This window comes from Paraburkholderia sp. BL23I1N1 (assembly GCF_003610295.1).
Taxonomy (GTDB): Bacteria; Pseudomonadota; Gammaproteobacteria; order Burkholderiales; family Burkholderiaceae; genus Paraburkholderia.
Window position 1 is genome coordinate 38,514 of sequence record NZ_RAPV01000002.1, and the last position, 11,405, is coordinate 49,918.

Below are 11,405 nucleotides of genomic sequence, written 5' to 3' on the forward strand. Positions count from 1 at the left end.
TGCGGGGCTGCAGCGTTACAGGTCCAGCACAAGCGTCCTGGATTTCGAGCGCGAGCAGCACGGTAGAAACTGGTCGTTTCGCGACTGCTCTTCCGGAGATAGGAACAGGTCTCGATGTTCCGGCTCACCGTCGAGAACGCGGGTAAGGCAGGTTCCACAAATGCCCTGCTCGCACGAAACGGGTACGTCAACTCCAGCGTCCGCGAGCGCCTGCGTCACCGTGCGGTCTGCGGGGATGGTCACCGTCTTTCCAGTGCGCGCAAGGCACACTTCAAAGCCGCCATCGGCCGACGTGTCGACGATGGGAGCCGAGAAGAACTCGTAATGCATTCGACTCTCTGGCCACCCGCTCTCGCGCGCCGCATCAAGCACCGCGGTCATGAAGCCTTGCGGCCCGCAGACATAGAGATGCGTGTCCGGGGTGGCGTCCTTGAGCAGCGCATCAAGACGAAGGCGTTGGTGCTCATCCTCGTCGTCGAAGTGATAGTGAACGCGCTCAGCCCATGACGCGTCCGCGAGCCGTTCGAGGAAAGCCGCACGCGAACGCGAGCGTGCACAGTAGTGCAGCTCGAAATCTTTACCGGTACGGTCGAGGTGCTGTGCCATGCAAAGCAACGGAGTGAGTCCGATGCCCCCGGCCAACATCAGGTGCTTCGCAGGAACGGACGCGAGCGCGAAGTGATTGCGAGGCATACTGACGCTCAGTTCATCCCCTTCTTTAACTGCGTCGTGCATACCTGCCGAACCACCTCGCGAGTGCTCTTCGCGTAACACGGCAATTTGATAACGCGAGCGCTCGTGGGGCGCGCTGCAAAGCGAATATTGCCGGACATGCCCCGTAGGCAAGTGGACATCGATGTGTGAGCCAGCATCGAACGCCGGCAAATCATGACCGTCCGGACTTGCGAATTCAAAACTGACGATGCCGTCAGCCTCGATATTGCGCCGCGCAACCCGCACCATCATTGTGGAATTCTTCATGGCCACCACCGTCACATAATCGACAAGCCGCCGTCGACCATCAGCGTGGTGCCGGTGATAAACGATGCCTCATCGCTCGCAAGCCATAGAATTGGCCATGCGACTTCCTCAGGAGACGCCCAACGTCCTAACAACGACGTGTCTTGCCTTTGTGTTTTGAGCATCTCTACACTCTTTCCAGCGGCCTGCGCCCGGTTGACGTGAAAATCAGTCAGCGTCGAGCCCGGGCATATTGCGTTGGCACGGACACCGTGTGCAGCCTCCTCAAAGGCAAGCGTGCGAGTCATAGCGAGCATGCCGGCCTTAGTCGCATCGTAGAGACCCATGCCCTTGCGTCCGGTGACCGCGTAGCAGGACGATACGTTGACGATGCTCGCCGAACCCGCAGCACGCAACAACGGCAAAGCAGCCCTGCAATAGTTCGCGGTGCCCACCAGATTCACTGACACCATGCTTTGCCATTCTTCCGGCGTCGCGTCGGCGAGCGCGCTGTAGTTACGCATCGCGGCATTGTTGACGAGCACGTCAAGCCGGCCGAACACGCGTTCGGCAATCTCGACGGCTGCAACAGCCTGATCGGCGTTCGCCACGTCAGCGACATACGTTTGAATCCTTGCTGCGGCATCGCGGCTGAGCAAGTCGTCTGCGACGTTCGCGAGCGCTTGTGGATTTGCGTCGACGAGGACGACCGCAGCGCCTTCGTCACAGAAAACACGTGCGGTGGATGCACCAATGCCGCCTCCGCCGCCCGTAATCAACGCGACTCTGTCTTTTAGTCTTGAACCTTGCATCTCACGCCGGCGCGGTGCCGGCCTCCTTACGCAGAGTTGAATAATGAGCGATGAGCTCGCTCAGATGGAGTAAATCGGCTGGCCCTTGCCATCCGAGAGATGGATGACAGCCCACTCCTGCGGTTTCTGGTCGCGCGGGAGCAAGGCACCGGCCGCACGCACGCGCTGCTGGTCTGCCTCGATTGCGGGCGGGTCAGTGTCAACCTGCAAAGCGGTCGCTGCTTCATAGAGCATGCGTCGAGCCATTACGATGGCGCGGTCCGTCGGCAACAGCTTCTCCTTGCTGTGGTCCTGAATGGGACCCATGCTTTCCTGCAGCGACGCGTCCTGCATCGCGAAGCCGAAGACGCCTGAATATGCGCGCTTGTCCTTTTGGGCCTGACGGTCAATCAGATAATCGTTGTCCTTGTTCGCCCTCGGACGGAACGTGCCCGGCTCGTATTCGCAGTGGATGCCCTTACCTGCGTTCAGGTCGCTCATCTCTTCCTCGGACAACGGACGGTCCGGACGGAAGTTGATACTCCACGCCCAGCAGGTGTGGTCGTCAATCGGCACCCAGACGTGACCTGCGAGTGAGTGGTCGCCAAATGGCGGAATGAGCGTGTACCACGGGAAGAGGTACTGCGTGATTCGCCAGTAGTAAGAATCGGGCTCGCCATTGCGACGCCCGAAGAGCGTGAGGCCAAACGGCTGCTTCTCGATTTCGAAGATGACGTTCCCATCCGCCTTGATGTACTCGAGCGCTTTGGTGCCTTGGTGCATCGGGTCTTCGTCGACTTCGTAGCGGTGCACGTACGAGACGTGGCTTGTGTCGATGCCGCCTTCCATAGCCTGCAGATAGTTTGACTCCTGCAGACGTTTGGAAACGAATACGTGGTCCGCCGGCAGGTTGCACCATTCGAGGTCCGGCGGTGCCGGCTGCTTGTCTTTGGGGCCCATGTAAGCCCAGACAATACCGGCGCGCTCGATACACGGGTATGCCGTGATGCTCATGTGCTTGCACGCTTGCGGCGCGGACGGCACCTCGACGCAGTTCCCATTCCGGTCGAATTTGAGGCCGTGATACGAGCAGCGGATGCCGTTCTCCTCGTTGCGCCCGAAATAGAGCGACACACCGCGATGCGAACAGAACTCATCAATCAGCGCCGCATTGCCGTCCGAATCCCGAAACGCCAGCAACTTTTCTCCAAGGATTTGCACACGCACTGGCGGGCAGTCTGGCTCCGCGATTTCGCTTACCAGCAGTATCGGCACCCAGTAGCGCCGCATCAGGTTACCCATTGCCGTGCCGGGACCCGTGCGCACAAGCGTTTCCGACATGTTCTTGTCCATGCTCAAACTCCAAATCGTATGTGACGTTGTCCGTGTTATGAGATTGTATTCTCATTCTACGGACACGAAATTTGAAGTCAAGCCTCTACGAATAGGTAGTTTCTCTACAATGGCGCAGATGGCATCGCCCAAGGGGACAGCGGAACATGGAAGAAAAAAAGGGGCACGAGAGCGTTCGTGCGGTTGAGCGAGCTTTAGAAATACTTTTGGCGTTCAGGCCGGGAGATGAATCTCTAACCGTCGCTGAGTTGCTTGGGCGAGTGAATCTCAGCCGTCCGACGTTGTATCGGCTGCTAAACACATTGGAGCAGGCCGGATTCCTCGCATCGACCGGTGAACCGCAGCGGTTCCACTTGGGAAGCTCGGTGGCTCAATTAGCACACGTCTGGCTGAGCGAACACAGAATCGCCGAGCTGGCACAGCCGGTGCTGCGCAACCTCTGGGAAGCGACGTCCGAAACCGTGGCTCTGTTTGTTCCAGACGACACGTATCGACTTTGCGTGGCGGAACTCGAGAGTCATCAGCCGCTTAGTTTTCGGCGCGGAGTCGGCTACCGCGAAAAGCTTGTGCGCGGCGCCAGCGGCCGCACCATTCTTTCGCAGATGCGACTCACGCCCGACGAACTGACGCGTTATCTCGTCGACCCTACTCAGGATGTGTCGGCGTTGATTCAAGACATCGAACAAATCCGTTTAAAAGGGTTCGGTACGAGTCATCACGAATTGATTGATGGCGCCGTCGCCGTCGCCGCACCGTTCTTCAACGGGGCCAATCAAGTCGCAGGCTCGCTATGCATTTTTGGTCCGAGCGTCCGGGTCACTGAGCAGCGGGTCGAGCAGTTCGCAGAGTTGCTCAAGCGCGCAACCGTCGCTTTATCTCGGCTTCTCGGCCAGCAAGTGCCCTGAGAATTTGGGACCGTGCGTGCATCGCTTGTCGTGGCATTGGCGGCAGCGGCGTCGTGATTGTCGCGTACTAAACTACTCTTACGAACCAAGGCGCCTGCTCTCTCAGGCACTTTGCATTTCAGCGCCAAGTCGCGGAACGCCTCACTTGCGCTAGACTGGCTTGAGCAACCGGAGGGAGACCTGGATGGTACGCAAGACGCTCAATGCCTCGCAGCTTCAGCAGGAGGTCAACCGGCGAATCCATCGATTGCAGGAAATCGTCGAGGATGGCGTGAAGATTCGTGTGCCGCGCCCGCAATTGCAAGAGGCTGACAAGACAGGCTGCAACTGGAACATGACCCACTTCGGCAACGCGGTCGGCTTCGAGCGCGACATAGAGGGCGTGCTCAAGGCCGTGCGTGCGGAATACAACCTCAATACTGAAGTGAAAGACACCGGCAACCCGTTTGGGGATTAACCGCGAAAGACATCGATTCGTTGTTCGTTTTTGATGGTGTGGGCACTAATGGTGCGCTGTCTTTGGTCGCGATGGTCAGCGGGCGAGCCCGGTTTGTTGTCGTTCGCAGCCGTCACGGATGAACCACCGCCGGAGATTGAAGCTGCCGGCCATGACCGGTGCATCATCCCTATCAAGCCCGAGAACATTGAAGCGTGGCTCAATCCGACCGCATCGAGCCTGGAAGCGATGTATGCCATCTGTGCCGTTCGAACACAAGCGCATTTCCTTGAAGGAACGATAGCGCATAGCCTCTTATGCCACGGCATTCGAGCCGACGAAAGCCCTTAAACTTGGCGAAGCGCGATCCCCCGCGGATCTAGCGAATTCAGCGTGACTATTTCAACGGAACAGAAGCGCATAGTTTCGGAGCGACGCCGCACCTTGTGAAAATATGACCCATTCACTGAAGCGGTGGTTATAGCCTCGTTGGACGCTTTGTCGGTGCAATTCGCCGCACGCAAGTGCGATCCCGACGGCGGCTTGATTGTCTCCCCATCCAAGGTCTAATCCGAGGGAAGAGCTACCCCGTGCGGACCTTCGCGCGCAGTAAATAGCAGCATCGAAGTTTCCCACACGCACAAATGTCTTTGCCGATGCGCGGCAACTGATATGCCGGCCAGGCGACGCACCGGGATCTGACGCCATCCCTTTATTGCGTCACGTTCGCTCGCCTCCGAGCCACCAAGTAGCGCCGCGCGCGAAACCGATCTCGGCTTTTACGGGCAAACCGAGTTCGGCTTAGTCCGACGCGGCGGCGCGTTCGAAGACGTCCGGCTCAAGCTCGAATATGAGGCGTAGGGCGCGATGGACGGCGAAAGCCTCACGTCGCCAAGGCAAGTCTTGCCGGCTGCCAGGCGCGGCCTTACGCCCCGCTTTCCCGCTCGAACACCGACGCGAGCCACTTCAACGCTCGCCATGCGAAGCTTTGCCGCGCGCCGCCGATCGTCGCTTCCCCGACGATCTCGCGCGGCCACGCCTCGCCCGCCGGACACTCACCAATCCGCACACGGTAGGTCGCCGCGAGCGGCACGAGCTGGCGCGTGTTCGGCTGTAGTTGTACCGCCAGCGGACCGCCGTAGATACTCGCTAGCGCAGGCAGGTCGAGCGTCGCGACGTTGACCCGATCGACAGCCGTCACCGCACAGTCCTGCGCACCCAGTTCGGGCAGCGAGGCGACGAACGTCACGCGATCGCCCGGCGCCACGCGCGATGCGTCGTCTTCGCCGACGAACGCCTCGCCTTTGACACCCGTTGGCCCAACGATGTCGAACAGATGCTCGCCGCGCGGCAGCCAAGTGCCCGGCGCCCACGCTTCATCGGTTTGTACGAGGCCGTCGAACGGCGCGCGCAGCGTCAATTGTGCGGTTTGAGCCGTGAGCCCCGCCACCGTTTCGCGCGCCGCATCCCACTTGCGGCGCAGCGCCACCCCTTGCTCGAGCAGGCGATCGTCGAACGACTGCTGCTCGACCTGCCACCGCAGCAACGCTTCGTCGGCTTGCGCCGCTTGCAGCTTGTGCGTGAGATCGGGCGACGCCAGTACGGCAAGCACGTCGCCTGCGTGCACGCGCTGGCCGTCGTGCGCGATCGATGCATCTGCCGTCACATAAGCGGCTTCCGGGGCGTAGAGCCCTTGCGCACGCAACGGCCCGAGCACGGCCGGCGCACTAACGCCGCCATGCCACGGCAGCACCAAAAACGCGAACAGCACCGCACCCGCGACGGCCGTACGGCGCGTCTCGCGACACCAGCGCAATGCGGCGCGACGCTGCCAGCAATCTGTAATCTCGCGCACGACCGGCCGCGCGATGAACCATCCGAACTCGACGCAAAACAGGGCCAACCCCAACGCCTTGAAGAACGTGTGATAGACGACGAGCGCAATCGAGAAAAACACTGCGAGCCGATACAACCACGTCGCAAACGAAAACGCGATCAAGAAACGTCTGCGTCTAGGCGCGCATGGCTCGGGTTGTGGATCGTTGAACCCGAACAGCCGCTCATGCATCCACCAGCGGCCGAATGCGAAAGCGCGGTCGTGCAGATTGGGCATGTCGAGCCAATCGGACAGCAAAAAATAGCCGTCGAAACGCATGAACGGGCTGGCATTGATCGTCAGTGTGCCGATCCATGTCGTCGTTGCGAGCAGGAATGCCCCCGCGCGCATCGTCCCGTCGGGCACGATACTCCAGGCGAGCGTCGCGAACGCCGCCAGCGCGAGTTCGGTCAGCATGCCGGCGGCACCGATGCGCAATCGTTCGGCGCGCCCCGGCACCTTCCATGCTTCCGTCGTATCGGTATAGAGCACGGGCACCATCACGAGCAGCGCCACGCCCATCGTCGGCACCCGGCACCCGTAGCGATGCGCCGTGAACGCATGCCCGAATTCGTGCAGAACCTTCGCGCAACCGAGCGCGAGGCCGATGGCAACGAGCCCGCGCAGGTCGGCATAGCCGTGAAACGTGTGGATGAATTCGTCCCACCGGCGCGAGACGAGCACGAGGCCCGTCAGCGCGGCGAGCGCGACGACAGCCCAAAAGGCCGGACGATACGCGATCTCGGCATAGCGCGCGAACCGACGCAAGAACGGCATCGGCCGCCACAGCGGAACGCGGATCATCAAGTAATGCTTGAGCAGCCACATCGCATGCGAGAGCTTGCTCGCCGCGGCGTAGCGGCCGAGCCGCCCGGTGTCGTCCGCACTCATCGAGACCAGCAAATGCTGATGATGCAGCGTCCGCACGAGCGCGTCGAAATCGTCCGGCGTCAACGTCAGCGTGGTCTCGGCATTGACCGATGCGACGATCGCCTGCGCATCGTCGAGCGGCCAGCGGGAGAGCATTTCGAACGCGGGCCAACCGATCTGAAAGAAGCGGTTGGCGGCCGGATCGTGCAGCATCCACGTGGGCGCGCCGTCGGGCGTCGTCGCACCGGGCGTCAGGCTCAGTTCTTGGCGAAGGGGCGGAAGGCGGGACATCGAAGCGCTAGATCAAGTGAGAGCGAGCGGCCAGCACGGCCTACCAGCCGAGCCACTGTCGTGCCGTCGCGAGCGGCCGGCGCAGCAGATAGTACGACAGGGGCACCCAGCGGCCGTGAATGCGCGCCGTGCCCATCACACCGAGCGGCGGCTTGACTGCACCGACGAACGTCGCTTTCACGCGATAGGCGACCACACCCTCCGGCGTCGGCTCGGCCCGATACGCCACCGTATCGATGCGCGCGTCGTACGCCTCGAGCGGCGAGCTCTTCGGGTACAGCGTGAGCGTCGCTCCCGGCACGACGTCGACATTGTCGGCGACAGGCACGTAAGCCGTCAGTTCGACGCTGGCGGGATCGGCGAGCAGCATGACCTTTTCGCCGATCGACACGGCTTTGCCGTTCCAGTCGTTCGGATCGGAGAAGACAGCCACTCCGGCCCGCGGCGCATTCACGTGCACCCGAGCCAGTTCGCGCCTGGTGTAGTCGAGTTCGACCGCGCTCTCGTCGAGCTTGCCCTTGCGCAGCGCCATGTCGAGCCGGTCTTTGTCGTCGGTCACGGCGAGCTGCGCCGTTTGCCGATATTCCTCCTGCGCCGTGGCGTACTGCTTGTTCGCCAGCGCATAGCGCGAGGCGAGCGTCGTCGAATCCAGCGCGAACAGCGGCGCACCGGCCGCCACGCGCTGATTCGGCTGCGCGTAGAGGCGATCGATGACACCGTCGAGCGGCGAGCGCACGACGAACGGATCCTTCGCCGTGACTTCGGCCGGCGCGAGGATCGTCAACGGTACGGGAACGATGAGGGCGCAGACGATCGCGGCCAGCACGCGGCGCCGGTGCTTGCCGGCGCGCAACGCCAGTTTGGCGCGCTCCGTCCACGACGTTCGCGGTGAAAACGCCGCGAGCGCGTGCGACCAGACGCGCGCAAGCTCCGCCAACAGCGCTTCGTCCAGGTGGGTCCAAGGCTGCTCACGCACAAAGATAACGCCGCCGAGCGAGCGCGCCGTCCGATCGACGAGCGGCACCCACAACGCATGCGTCGGCCACCACGCATCCCAATCGACGGCGAGTGCATCGGGCAGGCTGTCAAAGGTGAACGCTCGCGGCCACACGCGTTCGGCGGCGGCAGGCGGCGACGCATCGGCGGCGGTAACCGTCGCTGCGCCGGCATCGGTATCGCCGGCCGGCCGTCCTGGCTGCGATGCAGCGGCTCCCGCGTGCGTCGCACGACGTTCGAGCACCCTGCATACCTCGCCGAGCCATTGCACGTAGGGTGCGCCCGGGTCGCTTTGCGGCAGCCCGGAGACGGCCGCGACCGCGCCGGGCACAGGTGCGGGTGCGCGCCACCATGCCGCTTGGCGATACGGCACGAGCGAAAGCGATTCGTTGACGATCACGAAGCCGAGCGTTTCCTCGCTCGCCGCCTCTCTCGCGCGCGCCGATAGTTGCCATAGCACGGCGAGCGTGGTCGCCTCGATCTGCAGCGGAGCGTTCATGGCGACCGCCGGCTAGTGACCGGTGCCGGCGAAGCTCGCCCAGCCGCTCATGCCGGGCAAAAGCTCCGGCGCATGGCCCGACAGCGCGGCCGTCACGTCCACCGTTTGCGTCACCGGATCGACGCGCGCGCCGATCCGCGCCACCGTGGCCGGATACGTCTTGCCGACTTCGTCGACGTTCACACTCAACGGATGGCCCGGCTTGAGCCAAGCGAGCCATGTCGACGGCACGATCATCTTCAGTTCGAGATGGCTCGTATCGACCACCGTGAGCAGGGTCTTACCAGGCTCGGCGAACTGCTGCGCCGCCGCGCTGCGCTTGAGGACGCGTCCGTCGAACGGCGCGGGGATACTGCACTTGCGCACCGTCGCCTGCATATAGGCGACTTCGGCCGCGCTCGCCTTCGCCTTCGCTTCGGCTTCCTGTACGTCGATTTCACCGATCGAATGCAGTTGCGAGAGCCGATCGTCGACGTGCTTGAGTTGTACCGCCGCCTCGGCCTCGGCCTGCGCCTTGTGCAATTGCGCCGCGTACAGCGAGCAGTCGAGCGAGACGAGCGTTTGACCCGCGCGGAACGCATCGCCGTCGCGCAGCGGCATCGAGGCGATCTTCGCGCTGATTTCGCTCGACAGATCGACCTGATCGCGCGCGACGAGCTGAATGCGGATGCGGCCGTCGTCCGCCGAATGGTCGGCGCCCGCAGCCTGCGCGGATGCCGTAACAACCGGAGCCGGCGCGTGCGCCGTCGCGGGTTGCGGCGCCGCGGCCCATGCTCCCTGTACGACCAGCATCAGAGCCGCACCGCACAGCCCTGTCTTACACCATTGATTCATTGCGCCTTCGCTCCATTCACACTGCCGAACGAGGCCCAGCGCGCTTGCTCTTTGTCGATCGATTGTTCGATCGATTTCAGGTCGTCCTTGTCGACTCTCCCCGGCAGCGGATCCAGCCCGAGCGTCGCGAGCATTTGTCCGTATGAGCTCTCGAGTTCGCCGTAGCTTTGGTACAGACGCAGCTCGGACATCATCGCCGACGTCGCCGCGCGAATCTCCTCGAGCTTGCCTTGCGCGTTGGCCACCGTGGCATTGTGCGTGTGCTTCAGAATCTGCTCGTCGACATCGTCGAGCTGCTTGAACAGATCGAACTGGCGTTGCTTCGCGGCGAGCTCGGCGCGTGCCACGTGCACTTGCGTCAGCACGGCCATCGACAACGCAAGTTGCTGCGCATGCGCGACATCGTGCTGGGCGTCGGCCGCGCCGCGGATGTTCTTCTCGTTGAGCAAGTTCAGCAGGTTCCAGCTCACGTTGACACCGGCGGCACGCCACGAGTGGAACATCAAGAAGCTGTTGCTGTCGTAATGGGAACCGAGTTGCAGCTCGATCCCGGGCAGCAGCTTGGCGATCGCCTTGTGCGTCTCATTCACGCTGATGCGCTCGTTGTAACTCGCTTCGACCAGTTCCGGCCGGCGCTCCAGCGCGGTCTCCTCCATCTGCGCCATCGGCATGTCGAACGTGGGTACCTGGAACCCCTGCGGCGGCGCCAGCGTGAAATCGGTGCCCGGCGCGATGTTCATCAGCGAAGCGAGCCGAGGCTTGGCTTCTTCGAGCTGGTCCCGCACGGCTTCGAGCTGGCGCATGATGTCGAGCAGCGCGTGCTGATAAGCGAGCGTTTCCAGCGGTGAGCGCAAGCCTTCCGATTGCGATTGACGCGACTCCTCGAGCGCCTGCTTGGCCTGCGTCAGCAGCGGGCCGATGCGGCTCTCCAGGCGCTGTGCTCCAGCCGCTTCCCAATACGCCTCGCGCACTTGCTGCATCATCAGCTGCACCACCTTGCGGCGGCGCTGCTCGACCACGAGCACGCGATCGGCCTGCTCCTTCGCCTCGAAGTAGCTGACGCCGAAATCGAGGATATTCCAGGAGAACGAGAGATCGGCCGTGCGGTCGTCCCGATCGCTCGAATATGAAGGCGGCAGCGACTGCCCGCGCGTGAAGTAATCCTCCGACGAGGACACGAGCAGATTGTTGCGGTTCGTGTAGCCAGCTTGCGCCGTCAGCTTCGGCAACATGTCGAAGTTCGCCAGATCGAGCTGCCTTTGCGCCAGCGCCTCTTCCATCATCTTCAAGCGCTGGTCGAGGTTGAATCGAATGGCACGCGCCATCGCCTCGTCGAGCGTCACGGGGCCGGAGAGCTGCGGCTGGCCTTCGAACATCGCTGTGCGGTCGGCCTGCGCTGTTTGCGCGCGCTCGGCGTCGGTGAAGGGCATCGGGTGGATCGCGCAGCCGGACAGCCACAGTGCCGCCACGGCGACACCAATCAGAGAGGCGCGAGGCGCGCGGCCCGTGCGTGCCGCGCGTGTGGCATCGCGAGCGCCGGCGGATGAGGAAGCGACTTCGGCAATGGTCGTTTGTGGGCTCATTGTTCTTGAAA

9 protein-coding genes and 1 pseudogene are annotated in these 11,405 nt (G+C 62.7%); 3 read left to right on the forward strand and 7 right to left on the reverse strand.

Features of this window, described 5'->3' with window-relative positions; translation table 11 throughout:
* Positions 1 to 15: 15 nt before the first annotated feature.
* From B0G76_RS32725 to B0G76_RS32735, 3 genes are read right to left on the reverse strand one after another with little or no spacing between them, the layout of a single operon-like run.
* The gene (locus tag B0G76_RS32725) at positions 16 to 981 is read right to left on the reverse strand and encodes a PDR/VanB family oxidoreductase (protein ID WP_183082306.1); all 966 of its coding nucleotides are present in this window, start codon (positions 979 to 981) and stop codon (positions 16 to 18) included.
* Positions 982 to 992: 11 nt separating this feature from the next.
* A complete protein-coding gene (locus B0G76_RS32730; RefSeq protein WP_120296986.1) occupies positions 993 to 1,772 on the reverse strand; it encodes an SDR family NAD(P)-dependent oxidoreductase in 780 nt (259 codons plus the stop codon).
* A gap of 60 nt (positions 1,773 to 1,832) precedes the next feature.
* Complete coding sequence (locus tag B0G76_RS32735; protein ID WP_120296987.1) at positions 1,833 to 3,104, reverse strand: aromatic ring-hydroxylating dioxygenase subunit alpha; 1,272 nt, start codon at positions 3,102 to 3,104, stop codon at positions 1,833 to 1,835.
* 146 nt (positions 3,105 to 3,250) lie between these two features.
* Between B0G76_RS32735 and B0G76_RS32740 the strand changes: the two genes are divergently transcribed.
* From B0G76_RS32740 to B0G76_RS44330, 3 genes and pseudogenes are all read left to right on the forward strand, one after another.
* The gene (locus tag B0G76_RS32740; RefSeq protein ID WP_120296988.1) at positions 3,251 to 4,009 is read left to right on the forward strand and encodes an IclR family transcriptional regulator; all 759 of its coding nucleotides are present in this window, start codon (positions 3,251 to 3,253) and stop codon (positions 4,007 to 4,009) included.
* Between the two features lie 184 nt (positions 4,010 to 4,193).
* Positions 4,194 to 4,466 (forward strand): hypothetical protein, encoded by a 273-nt coding sequence (locus B0G76_RS32745; RefSeq protein ID WP_120296989.1) that lies wholly within the window; start codon positions 4,194 to 4,196, stop codon positions 4,464 to 4,466.
* Between the two features lie 45 nt (positions 4,467 to 4,511).
* A pseudogene (locus B0G76_RS44330) lies at positions 4,512 to 4,796 on the forward strand (hypothetical protein); the annotation flags it as partial.
* Between the two features lie 574 nt (positions 4,797 to 5,370).
* Here B0G76_RS44330 and B0G76_RS32755 read toward each other — a convergent pair.
* Genes B0G76_RS32755 through B0G76_RS32770 form a run of 4 tightly spaced genes read right to left on the reverse strand, consistent with a single transcriptional unit; the run spans position 5,371 to position 11,394 of the window.
* On the reverse strand, positions 5,371 to 7,482 hold the full coding sequence (locus tag B0G76_RS32755; protein WP_120296990.1) for an HlyD family efflux transporter periplasmic adaptor subunit: 2,112 nt from the start codon (positions 7,480 to 7,482) through the stop codon (positions 5,371 to 5,373).
* Between the two features lie 40 nt (positions 7,483 to 7,522).
* A complete protein-coding gene (locus tag B0G76_RS32760) occupies positions 7,523 to 8,977 on the reverse strand; it encodes an efflux RND transporter periplasmic adaptor subunit (RefSeq protein WP_120296991.1) in 1,455 nt (484 codons plus the stop codon).
* Between the two features lie 12 nt (positions 8,978 to 8,989).
* A complete protein-coding gene (locus B0G76_RS32765) occupies positions 8,990 to 9,811 on the reverse strand; it encodes an efflux RND transporter periplasmic adaptor subunit (protein WP_120296992.1) in 822 nt (273 codons plus the stop codon).
* Positions 9,808 to 11,394 (reverse strand): TolC family protein, encoded by a 1,587-nt coding sequence (locus B0G76_RS32770; RefSeq protein ID WP_120296993.1) that lies wholly within the window; start codon positions 11,392 to 11,394, stop codon positions 9,808 to 9,810. The genes B0G76_RS32765 and B0G76_RS32770 overlap by 4 nt, the downstream gene beginning before the upstream one ends.
* Positions 11,395 to 11,405 lie beyond the last annotated feature (11 nt).